Origin of the sequence: Bradyrhizobium sp. SBR1B (genome assembly GCF_014198205.1) — a bacterium.
Classification (GTDB): Bacteria; Pseudomonadota; Alphaproteobacteria; order Rhizobiales; family Xanthobacteraceae; genus Bradyrhizobium.
In genome coordinates, this window is sequence record NZ_JACIHC010000010.1 from 22,340 (window position 1) to 42,710 (window position 20,371).

Sequence of the window (20,371 nt, forward strand, 5' to 3'; positions counted from 1 at the left end):
AGCCAGGAAGTCAAACAGCCAGCCTAGCCAGAGCAAAGCCCTAAGTGGCTCCGTCCTCCATTTCCGCTGCGCCGTTGAGTCCCTCTGCGATGTTCGGGCTAGCTATCGCGCACCACGGTCTTCAGGTACCGGTAGGCCTTGATAATCTCGACCAGGCGATCTTCGGTGGAGCGGTCGCCGCCATTGGCATCGGGATGGTGCTGCTTGACCAACACCTTGTACTTCGTCTTGATTTCGCTGAGCGTCGCATTGGCCTTCAAGCCCATCACCTGCAACGCTTTGCCCTCGGCATTAAAGACCTTGCGGGCCTCAGGCTTGACCTTCGCGCTGGGGCGAGCGCCGGCGCGTCCGTTCAGCCCGACCAGCGTGCAAAGCGAATGCCAGTCGTCCTCAAGATTACCAGTGCTGCCGGTCATTCTGCAAGCGCTGACGTTCTCGCCGATCTTCCAGGTCGGACGATGGCCGATCAGCGCGTCCTTCTGATAGCGCGCGACCGCTTCCGCATCCATCCCTGAGAAGAAATTGTAGGACCGATTGTATTGCCGAACATGGTCGATGCAGAAATGCCAATAGGCGCCCACATCGTCGCGGCCTTTGGGCGCGGGATGGGTAGCTTTTTTCTTGCAATCAGGCCATTCACATAGCGTCGCGGCCTGGCGCTCCTGCGCATTTTGCTTATTGACGCGAATGGAGGCGAAGAGTTCGGATGTGTCGATCAACATGACCTGGCTCCGTTAGCGGAGCGGCAGTTAAGAGAGCCGCTTCTATGCTAGAGGCTTGGTATGGACGACAAGTTTGCCCTGACTCGGCCATTGCGTCCGGTTCGTGCCCCTCCTAGCAATCGACATGCCAGGGATCGCGAAGTTGGATTTAGACTATCATCCTTTTGGAAGTCGCATCGGCTACTTGCAATCTACTGTCGGATTCTGCGCATGGAGGTCTTGGACGGTACGAAGAGTACTCTCAGCGAAGTCACTGGTCGGCTGTAATCTGCGCAACTACGAAAGGCGAGCGTGTCTTCTGCATTTGCTTAGAAGCTTCGAAAATCCTCCGTCTTGCTTAGCGAAACAGAAAGGCATCGTCTCGATTTGAATGGCTATTGGGAGCTGCTCATTCACGGCGCAACGCAATTCGCAGCGTCCGCCCGCCGCTGACGGAGGCAGCTGCTCACCAGCCTAACCAGCAAAGTCTCGAAAATCGTTTTTGGACTGAGGATGCTGGCGCTCGCACAGCAGTCGGGATCGTAGCAGGTGCTTGCAATGCGCTGGTCCGCGTCGCGGATGCAGCCCTGATCGGTTATGTCGTCGAATTCGTTTGCGGAGCGAGCCGGACCCTTGCAACGCCAGAGATCATCACCAATCGCGTGAAAGCATCGCGTGCTGAAGCGTCATAGCCAGCGGCGATGTCGCCTTTGGGTGACCATTTTCGAGCCTTGAAGCTCTTGGCGGTTGGGCGACAACGGGAGATGCACCGCTCGACCTGGCTGCGAATTGACGTGCTTGTCCCATAGAACCGCGTCGCCTGACTGCCTTCGCTCCCCGCTTACAAAGCACCTCTGCTTATTAGTCATCAAGCAGTCGTCGAAGCTCTAAGAACTCCTTTGGATCGGACGGAAATTCTTCTGGATTATTTGAAACCGACGAGCCGAGGAAATCATCTGCCGGGCCGCGGACCAAGGTCTGAAGGTCCTCTTCCCGTTTGCGCAGCGCCTCTTCAGACACTAGCGAGGGGCTGGTTTGATCATAAAGGTGATCCAGTACTCGCCGAACATCCGCCTGGGGCAGGTGCAGGTAGTCGAATGCAACGGGTTCCTGGATGAAAGCTGATAGTTGATCCTCTCGTGCTCCCTGAACCTCTACCGATCCGTGAAGCATCAAGTGATGCAGTTCGTCTTCCCCTCTGCGAAGCTGCTCTTCGGACACGCTAACTCGCGGAGAGCTAGACTGATCATAAAGGTGATCCAGTACTCGCCGAAGATCTGCCGGCGGCAAGTGCTCCGAATCGAATGCGATTGGCTCCTCGATGAAAGCTGATGGTTGATCCTCTCGTACTCCCGGAGCCTCTGCCGCTCCGTGAAGTAGTAAGTGATGCAGGTCCTCTGCCCCTTTGCGAAGCTGCTCTTCAGAGACGGAAATTGGCGGGGGGCTGGATAGATCATAAAGATGATCCAGTACTCGCCGAAGATCTGCCGCGGGCAAGTGCTCCGAATCCAATGCCATTTGCTCCTGGGTCAAAGCTAATGGGTGATCCTCTCGCGCCCCCTGAAGTTGTTCTGCGTTTGCCCCATTAAGAAGCGGGCGAGAAGCTCCCGGAGAGAACCGCTCTGAACTGAAAGGAGGCTCTGCAATATCAATCGGCAGCGACAGAGTAGGAGGATTGTCTTCTACTCGATGCAGTTCGCTATGAAGTCGCTCAAGCTCCTCCAAGGAGGCATGAATGGGCGAGGGGATAAGCTGATCGCCCAGATCATCCTCAACTTGCCGAATCTGGTCTGAAGGCGGCTCTTCTAAATCGGACGTAACCAGACTTTGCAGGAAAGCCGGTGGAGCACCTCGATCTTGCTGATCTTCCTGAAGTTCTCGCGGATTATGGCTTTCGTGCCTGGCCATAAGCTGCGCGGGATCACTCCCCGTGCGGCTCGGCTCAACCGGTGCGGCGCCTTCGACGCCGATGCCAGCAACGTTTTGGCGGGGAGGGCTGCGCCTGGCAAAAGCGCGCCCTCGGTGCACGATAGCTGCGCCTGACGTCCGAAAAGCACGCAGGTGCTCCAACGCGGAAAGCAGAACCTTCTTATGACGATCTTGAGTGTACTGGTGTATGTCGCCCCCATCGCTCAGCGACCGACTATCCATTCGATCGACAATGCCCGGCTTGTTTTTCTCGAATAGCCAACGGCTAAAACCTATAAGGGTGTTTGCATGCTGCCGCGCCGATTGGGTCGCCATGCCGCCATGGATGAGGGCTTCCTCAAGACCTACGATATTATGCGCATCATCCGGATAAAGAGGCCGTTGGTCCGCCATCCCACGGATTACGACACCGGTTGAGGTGACCCGGCTCACCCCGCCACTTCCTCCTGAATCGGCGATGCCGCTCGACTGCCGGTATACCACGACCGTTTGAAGATCGCTCAGCGTCCTAGGCCTCTTTGCTGCACTCGATTGTCCTGCATCGCGCTCTTGGGCGATCAGGGCTGCCTCGCTGGGGTTCCTCGTGGCAAGTGCACTCGACGGCTTGTTGCGGGGCTGATGGCCTCCGTCAGGCGCCTGCCTGGCACGCTTACCACGAGATACCGAATAGCTGGAATCGTGATATGCACGCAGGATGTTTATCCCGGTCTTCATCTGCCGGTCGTTCCGAAAGTACGTATCTGCGTGCTCACCCAGCCTCTTGTGGTCCGCCAAATCAGTCGCTTGGCCACGAGCGCGGAGATCATTCACCAGACGACTAACTGCCTGAGCAATGACTCTGACCGTGTTCTGTTGTGGTGAATTTCGATCCACATATTGAGCGATCGCCCTGTCGATTAGATCGCGGTCTTCTGCAGACAGATGGGGATAGAGAATGGGAGCGGGAGCGGCCTGCTTCGCCTGGGCCAAGTGCTGCTCGAAGTCGTCTTGCCCGGCTCCGCTTGTCTGGGTCTCTGCCGAGGCGGCGTGCTGCATTTCCGGCCGATTTAACTTATCAATTGGGTCAAAATCTTGCGGGTCCACGCGAACCTCACCTCCAGGATTATCCGAACAATCCATGTACTAAGGCAAGCTTTCGAGAACCTGACCGGACCATAGCTCTGTGGGTGAGTTGTTCGTGCTGGCCAACCATGACGCGCTCGCGGGGGCGGCATCTCCTCAACAATGGCTATCTATCCTCCCTGGAGACCAACGATATCCAGATTATCTACTTACAATTGGCGCGTCTCGGATCCGATCGGAGGCGCCTGTCTAGCGCCGATGCGGCTAATTTTTTGAAAAGGATCGCCAGGCCCAAGTCCATCCGTCACAACGAGAGGGGGAAGCAGAATCGCGGTTGGATCCCAGAAGAAAATTGACATAGACCACACCAGATTAGCGCGTGTTCACACTGGGGCGTGTGTCCAGTCCCACTCCTAAATGTATTCGCGGAGCAACATAGGCTCATATGCTCAGTGTTTGTTGTGCTATCACAATGACCAAGCTGACCTCTAGCCGGTCCACCGCAAATGTTCCCGAGCTCGCGTTGCAGCGACCAGTGCAATCAGATCACCATCCCAACTTGTCCAATGCTCCCTTCGCTTAAAAACGAAGCTCTCAATATACCGGCTCATCCTGTTCAGGTCACGCCGAGCCATGGAGGAACCGTCATTAGATTCCGCGAGATGGGCATCTGGTTGGCCGTCCCTTCCGATCTAGCCTCGCCTTTGCATCCGCGCCCAAAGTCTTGTCGACCCGGGAAGAGCTTCGATCATGAAGGTCGGTGCCAACCCTGACACTATCTGCGGCGATCGAAGCGGCTGGCCTGGCTCCCGGTCGCAAGCAGCTGGTGGGCTGAGACAGCGGTCCCTGTTGACGCGTCCAAGAGTGGTCGGGCAGGAATCTACAGAGCTAGCAGCCAGTCTGCTCCCACAGGCCTCGTCACAGAGTGAGGCCGATCTCATTGAGCATCTTGTCCCTAAGAGCGCCCTTGATCTCACGGGCAATCTCATTGCGAACTGCGGGACCCAGCGTTCGCTTGGCATCTTCTATCAGGTCAGCTTCAGCTCCGATCAGGCCTTGATCGGCGAGCTGTTGTTCCAGTCGGCTCTCGAACTCTGTCCCCATTGCACCAATGAGCCGCTCCTGCGTCGTGGCGTGGTCTTCAGGTGCGATGCGACGAACCACATCATCCCAAGGCTGCCAGTCCATCGCCAAGTAGTCAGCAAATTCCGCCGCCTCCCTGTTCCGCACGGATATCTCTGCGCTGTCAACGTCGGAGTCGGTCACGCCGGAGACCTCAAAGAACCGCATCTCTGGCGCGACGTGTTGCAGGCCCAGGCGCTCGCGCAGCTTGTTCTGGTAGGCAAGGAAGACCTCAATAGCGTCGATGTCTTCAGCCTCGTGAGCCGAGCCAAGAGAGTGAGCCTTCCCGCGTGCAATCGCCTCGAGCGTGTCCATGCGAAACATGACGCGGCCCAAATCGATGAGATCGCCAAGCCGTGCCTTGTCGTCATAGCGGCCGTTCTCAACTTCTGCCATGAGGCGTGCGGTCTGCATGCCGTTCCAGGTTAAAGTTCTGCGATCCTCGCAGCTCTGGTTGGCATCTAACGCCAATTGAAAGTATTGCGCTCGCAATTGCGGGTGTTTTGCCGCCTCTCGCAGATCATAGGCCACTGATTGCCGGAATGCCTCATTGTTAAAATTGACGGAATCGAACAGCTTGCCGAGAAAGAGCCCATATTCCTGAGCGCCCGGCTCTTCTACAAAGTCGTGCCATGCGGAAAGCACCTCCCGATCGCCCTCCTGAGGATTGCTCTCAAGCCATTTTGCAACCATTTCGGTGAGCGGGTCATCCTTTTCATCGTCTGTTTCAGACAGCAGACTTTCGTCGTCGCGGGAAAGGTGGACGGTTGGACCGGCATAACCTTCCGCATTTAGGACTGTATCCAAATTCGTCAGCACCTGCGCGGCGAGCGGATTATCAGTCAGAACTATGGTGGCATCGGTGCTAAGGCGCGTCAGTAGGTCCTCGGGCATACCCGTCAAATGATTTTGGCTTACGTCAAGAAATTCAAGTGAAGTAGGGAAGACCTGCGGTAGATCCGTCAGTTGATTTTGGCTCACGTCCAGAAACTCAAGCGAAGCAGGAAGGACCTGCGGCAGGTTCGTTAGCTGATTATGTCCGACGTGGAGAAATCGGAGCGAAGAAGGGAGGTCTTCGGGTAAGTTCGGCAACCGATTATAGTTAGCACTGAGAAACTGAAGTCCCGCAGGCAGAACGGCAGGTAGGCTCTCCAGCCGGTTATAGTTCACGTCAAGGCCTCTCAGCCCAATTGGCAGCACGGGCAGGTGGCTCAGCTGATTGCCACTGACATTAAGACGTCGGAGCGAGGCAGGAAGTTCGTTAGGCAGATTGGCAAGCCGATTGAAGGGTACCTCGATGACGACGATTTCACTCGGAAGTCTGGGAAGACTGGTAAGGGAGAGCGACTCAAGATCCAGTATGGCTTCCTCGGCCACAGCATTGATCCGGATTGCGGCTTCTTCCCGGTCCTCGAGAAGACCCACGTCCTCTTCAGCAGCCCAATTCTCAAGCGCCTCGTCTTGTTCGACGGCCACATCGGTTAAATGCCCGGAAGTTGCTGCAAAGCCGGTTATGACTGCATCCCACTCTGTCGGTCCGCCAGTTTGCTGTTCCTCTTCTCCAGAAGAAGCAGGAGGAATGCCGCCGCGCCCAATCTGTCCTGTCTCAAATGGATCCATTTCAATTGCCTTGCGAAACCGAGCCAGTCCCGCCCGTGATAACAGGCTCTTTGACCCACCACCTACGATACTTATCTTTCGAAAAGCTGACAGACACTCTCCGTGGCCACGATGGCATCAAAGTCGGTGCATCCGTACAAAATAGAAAGTGAATGACCGTGGTCGCAGGCAGTAATCTCCCGCTCACACGCTTAACCTAAGCGACAAAGCGATGAGTTAGGCGTCGAGCCGGCGCGCCAGCAGTGCGCTACCTTAATGATAGACGAGAGCGCTCTTGCCGAGTGCGTGAAAAAACGAAGAGCGGCAGGATCTCGAAGCTCCAAAATGTCACGTGCGAGGGCAATCGATGCCAGGCTCGTCTTCCGTGCCGTCAAATCAACATTTGGCTATTGCAGGGAAGCTCGTCAGCTGATCGACAGGTGGGCGCGGTAGGGGCAGAACGCTTTCACCATGGGGTCCTCCGCATTTTCCGGAAACGTTGCAGACGCATGATCCGTTCGCCGCCTCAAATCCAGTGAAGCTGTAGCGCTTCGACCAGCAGCTGGTCGGTGCGGCCCATGTGCATGTGCGCGTCGCTGGAGTAATTATTGCACGAGCACGCAAGCTACTGCTTCGCAGCATTGCGCGGCGGAAGTACGTATTCCTTAGGTTCCTGACGATGGAGAGAAATGGTGGATACAGAACGGACACAGGGGAGCGCAGCTTCCGCCCCGGACGCTTTTGAAGAAAGCGAGCGTGAAAGTTATCTCGGCGGCTTCAATCGTGCTGTGGCGAACTTTGTTGAAACCTTGACAGGATACCGGACCGCGGGCTCCGCGCGTGCGCAGATCCTGGACAATTGGGTTGCCGAAGACGGGCAGGGCGAGGCTGAGAATAGATTGCAAGGGCGCCGACGAATTAGGAGCTCGGATAACACAGGCTCGCACTCGCTGGATTTGTCCGCGCTCTCGCTGACTGCTCTGCCCGCCGCCTTGCCGCCAAGGCTGCTCGAACTGCGCGCCAGGCACAACGAGCTAAGCAGCCTGCCCGCTATATTCCCACCCGGTCTCCGCCATCTTCTCATTAGCCATAATCGCCTGACCAGTTTGCCGGACGACCTGCCGCCGACCCTCTCTGAGCTGGAAGTCGCTGACAACAGCTTGACGAGTCTGCCGGCACATCTCCCAGCCGAGCTCGAGATCCTGAACGCAAACGACAACCGGCTAACAAGCCTGCCGGACGCTCTCCCGAGAGGGCTTATCTCGCTTGCGGTCAGTGGCAATCAGTTGACCGGCCTCCCCGAGTCGCTTCCCTCGTGGCTCATTGAACTCAATATCAGTGGCAACCAATTGGACAACCTTCCCGACGCGCTTCCGAGCACGTTGCAATCACTCAACATCAGCAGTAACCGGCTGACTAGCCTGCCTGAGGCTCTTTTAGATGCTCTTGTACCGCACAACAGCCTCTACTACCCGCATATGGAAAGCCTCGAGCTCGCCGATAATCCGCTGCCGGACCACGTCCTCGCTCAGTTGGCTGCGGCTGAAGCGCCACCGCAGCTTGCGCAGCGATCCCTGCACGAAGCTGCCGCAGCCTGGCTCCCAGACGACCCGGCCACGCTTGCCGGATGGCAGCGCTTTGCGGATGAGCCTGGCGCCCAGGACTACGCCCGGTTCCTAGATCGGCTACGCGAGACAGTCAATTATGGAAGCGCTGAGTTTCGGCATGCGGTCGCTGATGACCTGCGGCAGGCAGCGTCCAATCCGACATTGCGCGAACAGTTCTTCACACAGGCTTCCGAGGCTAACGCCAGTTGCGAGGATCGTGTCACTCTGCACTGGAACGGTATGCGGACCGCGCGCTTCAATGCCGACGTGGAGGAGGGGGCGTATGATGATAGGCTCGATCAACTGGTCCAGCACGGGCGCGTTGCATTCCGCCTAGACGCGCTGGACGGTCTTGCGCGCGAGCGAGTGAACTCGCTTCTCATCCTCGATCCAAACGTAGACGACGTCGAAGTCTACTTGGCTTATCAACATCTTCTGCGCGAGCCGCTGGAGCTGACCCACGTCGCCCCTGATATGCGCTTTCTGACGGTTTCTCACGTGACATCCGATGATGCGGCGCACGCACTGGACTTGGTTCGCGAGCAAGAAGCGAACCAGTTTACCGACTACATGGCGACCCGCTGGCAACCCTGGGAGACGGTGCTGAGGCGAATTGCTCCTGATGAATATGAAGCAATGCAAGAACGGCTCGTCGACGCCATGGGCGATGAGTTTGAAACCCGCTTGAATCAGAGGCTAGCCGAGTACGGGCTTTTAGGCGATTCAGATGCCGAGCGGGTGCTCGGAGCCCAAGTCCGAAACGAGCTCGCTAGCGAAATTAAGCGCGAGGTCATGCAGCGCGTGCTGGCCACGCGTGGAGGCCTCGAACTATGAAGTCTCGAACCGCCGCAGGGATATTACCTCTGCGGCGGAAGTTAAGAGCGATGCTAAGGTCCGACCAATCAACGTGATTTAGCACGTCGAAGAGCGTTCACGTCGACGCGATGGACGAACTGGTTACCGTCCGTTGCGAGCTCTAGGTTCGGCACATTGAGAAACCGATGCACCTAGGTTGAAATGTGGAATTTGCGCCCCTTCTGTCGCGAATACGACATCGAGGCGCAGAACGAAGATTCACCGTTCGAAGTTATGCGACGGCTGGTTGTTCCAGCATGGCGTAGTAGCGTTGCTCGGCTTTGAATCGGCGGGATGATGCCATGAGCTCCAGTAGCCGCCGGTTGTGAATCAGTCCAGCGACTCCAGGAGCCGACTCGACCGCCTCGAATTTCCTCCATGGCGCGCGCCGGCCTTGATGACGCACCGAACCTCGGGGAAACACTTGTTGTCCGAGCCTTGCTTGTCACTCGATCTTCTCAGGAGTGGAGCCCGCGGCAAACTTGGCGCGGTTCAGTTCTAGGACTGGCCTCACTCTTGCTACTGCTGGTTCGCTGGCGTCCTCTGGTGGAGATTAGAATGTTGGTGTTGTCCAAGCCTAAAGTACTTGCGCTGCCTTTTGCGATATTGATTGCGCTATTCCCAGCATCCGCAAAAGCGCCGATCTGGAGTTCGAGCGATCGTTACGGTACGTTTTCCCTTGATGGCTATTCCTGGAATAACGACGTTTATGGTCAAGGTGCGGGGCCTCAGACGATCTCTGTGCATTCCGTCAACCAATGGAGCGTGTGGTCGAACCAACCTGATACTGGCGGCATCAAGAGCTATCCGCACGGAGCTTTCAATGTTGGAAAACCGCTGAGCGCGATCAACCAGCTGAACTCAAGTTATCATCAGAGCGCTCCCGCGAGCGGCCGATGGAACTTCGCGTACGATATCTGGGACAGCTCAAACACCTATGAAATAATGCTCTGGACCAACTACACCGGGAATCCAGATGGCAGCGGCGACGTTAAGCCCATTTCTTACAGGTATAATTCTTCAGGAAGCGCCGCGATCCCAGTCTACACAGGCGTGATGGTGGGGGGAGCCACTTGGAACGTTTTTGAAGGCTGGAACAATCACAAGGTCATTTCGTTTCTGCGCACTTCCAAGACCAACAGCGATACCGTGGACATCAAGAGTATCCTGCAATGGATAAGGTCGAAGGGATATTTTGGCGACATAATCATCGGCAGCCTCCAATATGGCGTTGAGATAACCTCGTCCCCAGGGGGGCAGCACTTCGATGTCAACAATTGGGCTGTGATCTCGAAGTGACTACTTGGGATCTTTGATGAGTGATCGATCGCTCTGGATGCCGCACACCGAGCGATCAGTTCGCTACGGACGCTTGAGCGACGAACTCCTGAACGAGACGCTGTTCACGGTTCTGACCAGGCTCCGCATTGCTCGCGGACGATGGACGGCCGATTGCAAGGACACAAGACCACTCTGGCAACTCGGATGGAAACCCCGTCCGAGTTCGCAATCCGCGCCGGCATCTGGCGGTGCCCTGTGCCGTGCCTCCGCGCCACTCCCGTCGCAAGCGCAATAGCAGGATTGAAATTCAGGATTGGAAGAAACTTAGGGCAAGGTCACAGGGAATCAGCAGAGGCATTTGTCCAATAATAGAGACTACTAGCCCTAGTAGGTTTGTCGTTGCCCGTTTTCAGCTATGTGACCGCAGCCGCTTTGGGCAACAGCCATTGTGCAACATAGTCGTGCGAAACCGGATGTGCCGCAACGTCAACACTGGCAATGGGCAGCTCGGCTTGGGCCTCACCAGTTGCTTCTTGAGGGACGAGCACGGTGCGGCCGGACCAGGAGAAACTCAATGCTATTCGATTCGATCGCGCTGCGCCGCACCTCTCTTGCGCTAGCCCTCTTTGCGTGCGCCGCAATGGACGGCGCCCGGGCGGGCGATTCGCCGCCACGCCTCGGCTCCACGACGCCGGCCGGCCCGAAGGGGGAGCCAGGAGCGCGCAGCGGCAGCACGCCGAGTTCGCCAGCGATTGCCGATCAGCATCGCCTGCCGCGGGATTCCATCACGAAACAGACGCTGGAACTGCCGGGCCGAACGCTTCGTTTCACCGCGACTGCGGGTTCGATCTGCTTGTTAGACGACAAAGGCGAGCCGCAGGCCGATATTGCCTACACATCTTATCAGCTCGACGGCATAGACCGCACCACGCGTCCGGTGACCTTCCTCTTCAATGGCGGCCCCGGCTCATCCTCCGCTTGGCTGCAGTTCGGCAGTGCCGGGCCCTGGCGGCTGCCGATCGATGCCGAGACCGTGACGCCGTCCGCCTCGCCAGAGGTCATGCCCAACGCCGAGACCTGGCTCGATTTTACCGACCTCGTATTCATCGATCCCGTCAGCACCGGCTATAGCCGCTTCGTGGCGACTAGCGAGGATGTGCGCAAGCAGTTCTATTCGGTGGATGGCGACGCCAGTTCGATCGCGCTGGTGATACGCCGCTGGCTCGAAAAGCACGAGCGGCTTTCCTCGCCGAAATATATCGCCGGGGAAAGCTATGGCGGCATTCGCGGGCCCAAGATAGTGCGCAATCTACAGATTCAGCAGGGCATCGGCGTGAAGGGCCTGATCCTGGTCTCGCCGCTGTTCGACTACCGCGTTGCGGGCACGAGCATTCTGCAATATGTCGCGACGCTGCCAAGCTATGTCGCGGTGGCCCGCGAGGCCAAGGACGAGGGCAGGCTAGCGGTCATACGCGCCGATCTCACAGATGTCGAAGCTTACGCGCGCGGTGAATTCTTGGCTGACCTCGTCAAAGGCCAGGCAGACAGGGAGTCCACCATTCGCCTCGCCGACAAAGTCGCCGCCTTGACCGGCATCGAGCAGACCGTAAGCCGACGGCTGGCCGGACGGTTTGGTGTCGGCGAATTCCGCCGCGAGTTAGATCGCAAGAGCGGCAAGGTGACCGGCGGCTATGACGCCTCAGCGCGCGCCCTCGATCCCTATCCGGACTCCGATCGCCACAGCTTCGGCGATCCTTCGGGGGATGCGGTGGCGGCGCCGCTGGCGAGACCGCCGTTGATGTCTTAACGCGCAAGCTTAACTGGCGGCCGCAGGGCTCCTATGAACTGCTCAACCGCGGCGTCGGGCCGGCTTGGAATTTTGGCAACGGTAGCCCGCCCGAGTCGCTTTCAGAGCTGCGCCAAATCCTTGCGACGGACCCGAAGATGAACGTGCTGGTCGGACACGGGCTGTTCGATCTTGTCACGCCATATTTCGGCTCCAAGATGGCGCTCGATCAATTGCCGCCCTTTGCCTCGGCGGTGGATCGCGTCAAACTCGTGGCCTATTCGGGAGGCCACATGTTCTATTCACGCGACGCCTCGCGCCAGGCCTTCCGCGCGGAGGTCGAAGCGATGATGAAGTAGGCGTGTGTTTTCATCAAGCGGAAGGCGAGCTGCCGGAGGCGAACGAATTCGCGTTCTGCACGTGTAGGAGATCGTGGCGGTTTGCGATGGTGTCGCACTTGATGTGGTTTCGTTCTGCGATCGGCGCCTCAGCTCTGCCGAAGTAGACATCTGCTGACATGAGATTGTTCATCATAGCGACGTGATTATAGGGTTCGACGAAGGCTCCTGCTTGAGTCTCGAGATCACCGGGTGGGAGTAGTTGTCAAGCAGGATGCCGTTCTTTGGCGTCTCATGCCAGCGCTCATCTTTCCCTGGGGCTGAGGATGGTGCGGTGGGCCCCCCGCGTGCCGCATGCCCTTCTGGTCGAGCCACTCGGCCGGATCATCCGTCATGCAACTCGAAGCATTGTCGCTGAGAAGCCTTCGACAGTGCGCGAGGGCGATGTAGTCAAGGGCCGGATCGGTGAGTGCCTGGTCGAGGGCGGCTGTGACGTCAAAACCGCCATGTGGGACCAGGCCTCCAGGTAGCGCGAGAAGCCGTCAAGCACGGTCGAGAGATAGTACTACTCCCATCTCGTGATCGGCCAGCGCCTCAACGCCTCCCTCGTGTAACGATCATACCAGCGATAGAATGTGGCGCGCGGGATCCCCAGCTTGTCCAGTGTGCACCGGCCGGAACGTGCGATTGCTCGACCAAATGGATGATCTCGGACTTCTCTGAGGGGGATACCTCAAGCCTCGTCCTCCCCATCTCTGTTCATCATCTTTTTGAGCAGCTAACGCAGTGCACAAACGCCTTTCTTGCTGGCTTGAACATCCATTTGGCACAATCGATGCCGTCGGGGGAGTCCGCGCTGGCTGCGGCGAAACTGGCCGAGCGTGGCGACGTTCAGCTTGCGCCCTGGTGGTCGTAAATTCAGCCCAACTTCTACGAGCCCGTCGGCTGGGGCGCGTATCCTTGGCGAGGGGCTCAAGCACTGGACGATGGCAGTTCACGTGCGGTTGCCCGAACAACCGGCCTCAAGCCGTTATTCTGTGAGGGCAACGGCGATTACGGATTTCACGCTTTCTGTTTGCAACCAGGCACTACCAGAGCAGGCAGTATGACGTGTTAAAGGTTGTGGTACCCTATTGGTCATCGCAAGCTCCAGCGAACTACTTAGCCGGCAGCAATCCTTTCGAGGTAGCAATCTCTTTCAAGGGAGATCTGGAATGCCAGATATCATAGAAGACGCAAAGCGGGAACGACGATCACGTGGAGGACCCGAACAGGCCGAGGCGCCGCTTCCTGGAGTTGGTGATACCACGGATCAGGTTACAGGAAAAACCTCAGCTGGATCGCGCATTTTATTTGCGATTCCGGATTGGCAAAAATCAATCGAGGCAACAGGAAGTCTGTTGGCCGCGGGGCTCCGCGAGGCGCTAAAGTTGACTGCTTCGTCTTTGCACGATCAGGCGGCGTTTGTGAAGACTCTTGCGGACTCCAAAAACCCTTCGGACCTACTGAAGTGCCAGCTGGAGTTTGTGGAGCAATCCTGGTCGAAGTTGTTTGGCGAAGGTTCGAAGATATTGGATCGTCTCAAGCAGAGCCAACGGTCTTCCGCAAGTTAGGAAATCCCCAATCGCGAAGTAGGTTGAGCACGGTATTCGCCCCGGTGTTCGATCGAAAGACCTGCAGAAAGCAGGCAACGTTCAGACCGGGCCGACCGCCGACTCATGATCAGGTCCAACCCGTGGGCGCTCACCCCCCTTCCCCTCCAGAAAGCAGGCATGCGTGCAGCCATGTTCTGCGCCTCCGCTGGCCCAAGTCTCACGCAATCGAGTATGCCTAATATTGTCCGAGCTTTCTTGGCACCAAATGTGGCGACTTAGCCGATCTGCCACTCCAACCCTGCAATTGTCGCAGAGACGCGTTTTTGATCCTCGAAGAGCTGCAAAACCATTCTTCGCTAGAAGCGAGGTATTCTTGCCGGGCCAACGACAACTGTCGTGAAGCTCAACATCGAACACAGAAGACCTGGACCAATTCACTCGCGAGCGCTGGCTCGGCTTCCTGCGTGGCAGCAGCTATGCACGCAGTCGGCTCCCCTTTCTGAAGGACTGTTGTTCGGAGCGGCGGACAAGATCAGAGAGTCTCACTTTATGCGCAAGATATCAATTACTACCGTTCTGATGCTCGTCTCGTGCAATGCTATCGCGAACGACGATTTGATAATGACAGCCAAGCAGATCTTCAGACCGATCCCGTCTGCTATCCCCGCCCTCAAGGACAATCCCGTGACAGCCGATAAAGCGGAGCTCGGGAAGATGCTCTTCTTCGACCCTCGTCTGTCAGCGAGTGGGGTCATTAGCTGCAATACGTGCCACAATCTTGGCACCGGCGGCGTAGACGCGGGTCCAACGTCGGTCGGTCACGGCTGGCAACGGGGAGCGCGGCGGGCGCCAACCGTCTACAATTCAGTGTTCAATGTCGCGCAATTCTGGGACGGACGTGCGCCGGATCTTAAGGCGCAAGCCAAGGGACCCGTTCAGGCGAGCGCCGAAATGAATGCGACCGCGGATCACGTGACGAGCACGCTGAATTCGATGAAAGAATATGTTGGCAAGTTCAAGCAAGCATTCCCGCGTGATGCAGCGCCGGTCACCTTCGAGAATTTCGCGAAAGCCCTCGAGGCTTTCGAAGCTACACTCACGACACCAGCAGCTCCGTTCGACCAATATTTGAACGGCGATGGCAACGCGCTGGATGACCACCAAAAGGCGGGATTGCGGCTGTTCATGGACAAGGGCTGCGCCTCCTGTCACAACGGAATCAATATTGGTGGGCAGGAATTTGTCCGGTTCGGCGTGATTGAAAGACCAGACATAAAATTGCTTCCCGCAGCCGACCAGGGGCGTTTCGCGGTTACGAAGGCTCCCCGCGACCGATACGTGTTCCGCGTCGCCCCTTTGCGGAACGTTGCCTTGCGAGCTCCCTACTTTCATTCAGGGCAGGTTTGGACGCTCGATGAAGCCGTAGCCATTATGAGTGAGGTCCAGCTCGGTATCAAGCTCAGCGAGGCGGAGAAGAATGATATTGTTGCGTTTCTTAATTCACTGAGCGGCCGTCTACCCAAGATCGAATATCCGATATTGCCGACGCGGACAAAGGCGACGCCGCCACCGTCCCTAGACAGATAGCGTCCTTGTTCACTATCCCGAGGTGTTCTGCGGCGAGGCAGCTCCGCTTTGCAGCTGCCGCAAGCCCGAGTGAGACTCACCGAACCGGTTTGTGAGAATCGCACTCCTCCTTACCGCGAAACACTGGATCGGCATCATCCCAGGTGTCGGTCGCGAGCTGCAACGGAGGTCAGATGACGGCGGTCATTGAAGCTCTGCTCGCTCGAAAGCAGACTCATCGCTAGGCGGCCTGGCGATGCTTAGGCCCATCAAAGAGATTTGCGCTCCTTCGCCGCAGCGGGCGCTCGTCAGCGATGCGCTTGGATCGCGCGGCGGGGGCTCCTAGGGGCTGCCTTGGTCGGACCCCAACCCGCAGGATGCCGTGATAACCATCGAGATGCCGGATCGCGCATTCGCCGACGCGGTAAGCCTTCATCGGGGGACCGCTGCGGCTACGCTTGGGTCCTCTCTGGGATAGGTCCACAATAGGCTGTCTTCGTTGATCTGGAGCCCCGAGCGAGGGTTGGCAGGGCGCCGGCAAAGGCCTGTTCAGCCTTCTTAAGCTCGGTGGAGATGTAGAGCTTGCCCATCCATTGCGCCACCAGTTCGCCGTCGAGCTCGACATGATCGCGAGTGTAGATAGCCCTCTGCCGGTAGAGCGGGAGACCGTCGCCATATTTGGCAGAAGCGCTTCCGCCGGTACATGGGGCGCGGGACGAGCACACCGAACTTCGCCGGTTTCACATCCCAGGCTCTCCGACACGTTCTCGCCGATCAGCACCTTCTGTTTACCGGCATGCACGGCCAGCTCTTCCGTCTCAATGACCGTGTCAATCCGTTCCAGATGGGGTTGCAAAGCCCTTGCGCCGATGAGGTGGCGCGTTTGCCAGCAATGCCGGTCTCGATCTCCTCAAGGTAAAGGCCCGGTTCGTCGCCGTTCGCCGAGCCGAGCTTCTCCGATCTTGGGCTGATCCTGGCCGGGGTGGAAGGCTTTGCTCAGCAGCGATCTAGTTCCTGTCGTGCTCCAGTCGAGCTTGCAGTGCCGGCCTACTGACGCGGAGGTTGTTAAGATTCTGCATCCCTCGCTGCCCTGCCACCAACCCACTAACGAGAGCTCGCGTGCCGTCCACGACAAAGACGCCGCAATCGTAGCCGTTCTGCTGTTGGACGATGCCGGCTTGCACTACGTTGTCTAGAAGACCCAGTCTACCTGCCAGATGGGACGGCAGCCGTCTCGTTGAATCCTCTGCGGGAATCGTAGTGATAAGCTATAGGCGAGCTCCGGTCGTGACGATCAACGAACAGCAGCGACCAATGATTCCCTTGGCTATAAGGATCCGAAGGATCGGCATCGCTCACGGCATCAACAGGAAGTCGACTGTATCATTACCATGGTCATCATAGACAAGGCGTTGAAATGCCTGTTCAACCACCGCATCGTCGGAAGAGCGTAGCAAATCATGCACCAAAGTGGGATCCACCAACCGCGTCCGACTGGCGATATCCAGGGCGGGGAAATTCTGAGGGTCGCGTTGCAAATCCCGCTCCTGAAGCTGGTAATCCCACAGGATATGCTCATCGCCCAGCCACTGCTCGTCCCCCAGCACCAGCCCGCGAAGCGAGACTGCCGCATTCAACGCTACGATCGGATCATCGGCGGATGTGCTCGGAAACGTCGGCATAGAATTAGCGTCGTCGCAATTCGGGCAGGGTGAACGGAGTCAGGTCAACCAACGGTTCAAGTCCACTGTAGATATCTGACGGAGTCCTACCGATTGCAGGTGAGGCGGATACTTGCATCTGCCGCCGCGAGAGCTCTTCCCTCAGCCATACCAGAGCTTCATCATCCGAAAAGGAAGACACCGGGGAAAGCCCATGCGGCGGACTAGGCTGTCGACTGCCATCGTAATGGTCCAGTACTGGCCCAGCAAGCAACGACCCAAAGTAAGGCGTCGGGATGAGGTCGCCTGGCAAATCGAACGGATTGGGATGAACCGTTGCCTCAATCCGGTCCCTCTCCCGGGGCGGCGAGAGATTGCTCCCGATTGTGCCGTCCAAGATGGCCTGGTGGTTGGAGCGCCAGTTGAAGGGATGGGCGGACTCTCCGAAGTCCCTTGCTTGGGGATAGGATGCGGCTTGCGCCTGGATGAAAGGCGAAGGGGCGGCTTGATCATCTCGACATTCCTGAAACTCCTCTGCTGGTTCGTCGTCAAGCAGTCGCCGAAGCTCGCTTGAAGGGAACTGGCCGAGATCAAAAGTAAGATCTTCCGGACTGGGAAATGACAGAGCAGAGCGATTGTCTCCTTGCCCGTAAGGGCCGTCATGCAACTCATTTTGCCGTCGCTGAAGCTCCTCTGAAAGGTCGGAGACAGCCGACGGCATTGCTTGATTACCCGAACGATCCAGTACTCGCCGCAGCTCCCCCTCATGGAAGTGCTCTGGAAGGAATGCGATTTGCTCCTGAATGAAAGGGGACCGGGCATGTTGACTGCTCTGGTCCTCCCGAAGCTCTTCTAGCCGAGTACTCGCTTCGTGCCGCGCGCTGTGCTGCGCAGCGGCCTCGTTGATGCGCGGCGGTACCATCTGCACAGTGCTTTCGGGGTCTAGGGCCACGTTCTGGTGGGAAGCCTTAAGACTAGCGCTCGCGCGACCAGGTTGCGTGGGCAGGACCACTCCCGTCGTCCGAAAGGTGTGGAAATATTTCAAGGCTTTGAGGAGAGTGGCATTACTCACTGCCGGGTACCTGATGATGGCATCATCGTCGCTCAGCGAATTGCGGTCCAGCCGAGCAACAATGCTCGGCCTATTCTCTTCGAACAACCAACGGCTAAAACCAACAAGGCCGTTTCCAAGCTGCCTTGCCGATTTGGAGGTCATGCCGCCCCGAATAAGGGCCTGCTCAAGCGACAAGATGGCGGCCGCATCCTCTGAATAAAAAGGCCGCCGGTCCGACTGCCCCCGGATTATGACGCCTGTTGAGAGATCCTGCGGTGCTGCGCTACTTCCTTCTACAGCGACGTTTGCACTTGGCTGTCGGTATGCCACAACCTCTTCCAAATCGTTCAGCGTCCTCAGTCTCTTCGCTGCTCTCGAAGGAGCGGCGTTATCATCAGGGGCATAATACTCGCGAACGAGTCCGACCACTGACGTCATACGCCCGTCATTCGGAAAATACGTGCTAACGTATTCGAGCAGGCGCTCGTGGTCGGCTAAATCGGTCGCGTGGCCCCGACCGCGGAGATCATTGGCCAGTTGACGAAGCACCCGACTATGACGTTTAACCGTTTCAGGCTTTCGGGTTTTCCGCGTCGCATATCGAGTAATCACGCTATCGATAAAATTTCGGTCCTCTGTGGACAGATTCGGATAAGCGGGGTCAAGGCCATGATACCCACAAAGGATGCTTAGCCCTCTCTTCATATATTCGTCTTTCGGGAAGTAAGTATTTACGTGATCGAGCAGGGACTTGTGATCCGCTAGATCGATTGTTCGGCCGCGAGCGCGGACATCATTCGCCAGTCGACGAAGTGCCGTAGAATTGTACGTAGCCGTTGCAGGTTGTATGTTTTTTTGAGCCGCATATTGAGTGATCAATCTATCGATAAGGCGCCGGTCTTCCGGAGACAGATAGGGGTAGTTGGAGTCAATGCCATGATACGCACCAAGAACGCTCAGCCCCGCCTTAATATTTAAGTCGTTCGGAAAATGAGTGTTCGCGTATTCGAGCAGGGACCCATGGTCCGCCAGATCGGCCGTTTGGCCGCGCATGCGGAGATCATTCACCAGTCGATGAAGCACCTTTGTATATTGTCGAAGCGTTCCAGGTGTTAGCTTTTTCTGAGCCGCGTATTGAGTAATCACGCGCTCAATAAGGTTCTGGTCTTCTGTCGACAGATTGGGATAGGCGGGCCCCCTGCTGCGGGCGAGGGGAGCGGCTTGGCTTGCCTCGGCTAAGTGCTGCTCAAATTGCACGGGCTCGTCCGTCTGCGGCGCTTCGGAAACCGCGTTCTGCACTTGCGGCGAAGCCGGTACATCAGATGCGTTAAAGTCTTGCGGGTCCACGTTAGCCTCACGTTCAAGCTCACCTGAGCAGGTCTTCTACTCGGGCTGACTTTCGAGAACCTGACGTGGTCCTGGCCGATGACGAAACAGGCAGAAGTTTTGGACGTCAGCCATGTCTATTCTCTGCCGCGTCCTGAGCCGTCCGCCGACCTCGCGATTGTGCGACGGCTCGATCGGCTTGGAGTTTCCTTTCGTCGGTTTCTCGAATCTTGCGAGACTTGTTGGCTGCCGACGGGGCAAGATCGGTCGCCGGCAAGATGCGGCGGATAGAGGCGCGCTCGATCGCCCGCCGAATGCCATCAAGTCCGGGCCCGGCCACAAGATCTATCCGTATCTGCTGCGCGGGATGGAGATCACCGACCGAATCAGTTCTGGTCGATGGACATTTACCTACATCCCGATGCGCCCGGCTTCGTCTACCTGGCTGTTGTCCTCGACTGGTCGACCAGCGGGGTGCTCTCATGGCGATTCTCGATCACAATGGAAGCTGCATTCTGCGCCGAGACACTGGAGACGCTCTCGCCCGCCGCGGCAAGCCGGAAGCTTCAATGCCGACCGGGGCTCGCAGTTCTCGAGCCCCGCGTTCACCGGCGTGCTGTGTCGCCATTAGCATGGACGGCCTGGGCGCCTGGCGCGACCGCAACGCGCTGGGTCAAGCTTACTTCAACCCGCCTCCCGGCGCGAAGGCGTTGTCGAAGGCGATCCGCCGCACCTTTCGTTGGGCGACTGCGATCCAGCGCTGCCAGATCCACCAGCCGCGCAACGTCATGGAACGCCCGCCGAAACAGCATCGTGTCGGCCGCCCGTCGGTGTTGCGCCGGCCCTGGCAGCTCGATGACACCGACTCGTTGTCGGTGTCGTGTCTTTT

General features: G+C 57.7%; 9 protein-coding genes and 6 pseudogenes. 8 read left to right on the forward strand and 7 right to left on the reverse strand.

The window, feature by feature from the left end; all coding sequences use genetic code 11:
- Positions 1–98 precede the first annotated feature (98 nt).
- From GGD61_RS23895 to GGD61_RS23905, 3 genes are all read right to left on the reverse strand, one after another.
- Positions 99–722 carry a J domain-containing protein gene (locus GGD61_RS23895; protein ID WP_183231233.1) on the reverse strand — a complete coding sequence of 208 codons (624 nt, stop codon included), beginning with the start codon at positions 720–722 and terminating at the stop codon, positions 99–101.
- Between the two features lie 840 nt (positions 723–1,562).
- On the reverse strand, positions 1,563–3,713 hold the full coding sequence (locus GGD61_RS23900) for a hypothetical protein (protein ID WP_183231234.1): 2,151 nt from the start codon (positions 3,711–3,713) through the stop codon (positions 1,563–1,565).
- A gap of 897 nt (positions 3,714–4,610) precedes the next feature.
- Entirely contained in the window at positions 4,611–6,434 is a 1,824-nt protein-coding gene (locus GGD61_RS23905) for an NEL-type E3 ubiquitin ligase domain-containing protein (RefSeq protein ID WP_183231235.1), read from the reverse strand.
- Positions 6,435–7,102: 668 nt separating this feature from the next.
- Here GGD61_RS23905 and nopM point away from each other — a divergent pair.
- From nopM to GGD61_RS23920, 4 genes and pseudogenes are all read left to right on the forward strand, one after another.
- Entirely contained in the window at positions 7,103–8,854 is a 1,752-nt protein-coding gene (nopM, locus tag GGD61_RS23910; protein WP_183231236.1) for a T3SS effector NEL-type E3 ubiquitin ligase NopM, read from the forward strand.
- A 579-nt stretch (positions 8,855–9,433) separates the two neighbouring features.
- Positions 9,434–10,174, forward strand: a complete 741-nt coding sequence (locus tag GGD61_RS23915; protein ID WP_183231237.1) for a glycosyl hydrolase — start codon at positions 9,434–9,436, stop codon at positions 10,172–10,174.
- Between the two features lie 67 nt (positions 10,175–10,241).
- Positions 10,242–10,384, forward strand: a pseudogene (locus GGD61_RS41665) (IS3 family transposase); the annotation flags it as partial.
- A gap of 346 nt (positions 10,385–10,730) precedes the next feature.
- A pseudogene (locus GGD61_RS23920) lies at positions 10,731–12,301 on the forward strand (S10 family peptidase).
- Positions 12,302–12,314: 13 nt separating this feature from the next.
- Here the strand turns inward: GGD61_RS23920 and GGD61_RS40585 are convergent.
- Positions 12,315–13,032 (reverse strand): annotated as a pseudogene (locus tag GGD61_RS40585) (helix-turn-helix domain-containing protein); the annotation flags it as partial.
- A gap of 462 nt (positions 13,033–13,494) precedes the next feature.
- On the opposite strand from GGD61_RS40585, the gene GGD61_RS23925 reads away from it, so the two are divergent.
- Both GGD61_RS23925 and GGD61_RS23930 read left to right on the forward strand, forming a co-directional pair.
- Positions 13,495–13,893, forward strand: coding sequence for a phasin family protein (locus tag GGD61_RS23925; protein WP_183231238.1), 399 nt, complete (start codon positions 13,495–13,497; stop codon positions 13,891–13,893).
- Positions 13,894–14,424: 531 nt separating this feature from the next.
- The gene (locus GGD61_RS23930) at positions 14,425–15,462 is read left to right on the forward strand and encodes a cytochrome-c peroxidase (protein ID WP_183231367.1); all 1,038 of its coding nucleotides are present in this window, start codon (positions 14,425–14,427) and stop codon (positions 15,460–15,462) included.
- Between the two features lie 485 nt (positions 15,463–15,947).
- On the opposite strand, the pseudogene GGD61_RS40590 reads toward GGD61_RS23930, so the two are convergent.
- From GGD61_RS40590 to GGD61_RS23945, 3 genes and pseudogenes are all read right to left on the reverse strand, one after another.
- Positions 15,948–16,419: pseudogene (locus tag GGD61_RS40590) on the reverse strand (transposase); the annotation flags it as partial.
- A gap of 377 nt (positions 16,420–16,796) precedes the next feature.
- Positions 16,797–17,123, reverse strand: coding sequence for a hypothetical protein (locus GGD61_RS23940; protein WP_183231240.1), 327 nt, complete (start codon positions 17,121–17,123; stop codon positions 16,797–16,799).
- A gap of 4 nt (positions 17,124–17,127) precedes the next feature.
- Positions 17,128–19,503, reverse strand: a complete 2,376-nt coding sequence (locus GGD61_RS23945; protein WP_183231241.1) for a hypothetical protein — start codon at positions 19,501–19,503, stop codon at positions 17,128–17,130.
- Positions 19,504–19,578: 75 nt separating this feature from the next.
- Here GGD61_RS23945 and GGD61_RS41670 point away from each other — a divergent pair.
- Together GGD61_RS41670 and GGD61_RS40600 are read left to right on the forward strand one after the other, a co-directional pair.
- A pseudogene (locus GGD61_RS41670) lies at positions 19,579–20,141 on the forward strand (DDE-type integrase/transposase/recombinase); the annotation flags it as partial.
- A 39-nt stretch (positions 20,142–20,180) separates the two neighbouring features.
- Positions 20,181–20,348: pseudogene (locus GGD61_RS40600) on the forward strand (transposase); the annotation flags it as partial.
- Between the last annotated feature and the right edge of the window lie 23 nt (positions 20,349–20,371).

Excerpts from the sequence above, each read along its gene's own strand:
- GGD61_RS23895 (WP_183231233.1), bottom strand. The coding sequence starts at position 722 with ATGTTGATCGACACATCCGAACTCTTCGCCTCCATTCGCGTCAATAAG.
- GGD61_RS23905 (WP_183231235.1), bottom strand. The coding sequence starts at position 6,434 with ATGGATCCATTTGAGACAGGACAGATTGGGCGCGGCGGCATTCCTCCT.
- nopM (WP_183231236.1), top strand. The coding sequence starts at position 7,103 with ATGGTGGATACAGAACGGACACAGGGGAGCGCAGCTTCCGCCCCGGAC.
- GGD61_RS23915 (WP_183231237.1), top strand. The coding sequence starts at position 9,434 with ATGTTGGTGTTGTCCAAGCCTAAAGTACTTGCGCTGCCTTTTGCGATA.
- GGD61_RS23925 (WP_183231238.1), top strand. The coding sequence starts at position 13,495 with ATGCCAGATATCATAGAAGACGCAAAGCGGGAACGACGATCACGTGGA.
- GGD61_RS23930 (WP_183231367.1), top strand. The coding sequence starts at position 14,425 with ATGCGCAAGATATCAATTACTACCGTTCTGATGCTCGTCTCGTGCAAT.
- GGD61_RS23940 (WP_183231240.1), bottom strand. The coding sequence starts at position 17,123 with ATGCCGACGTTTCCGAGCACATCCGCCGATGATCCGATCGTAGCGTTG.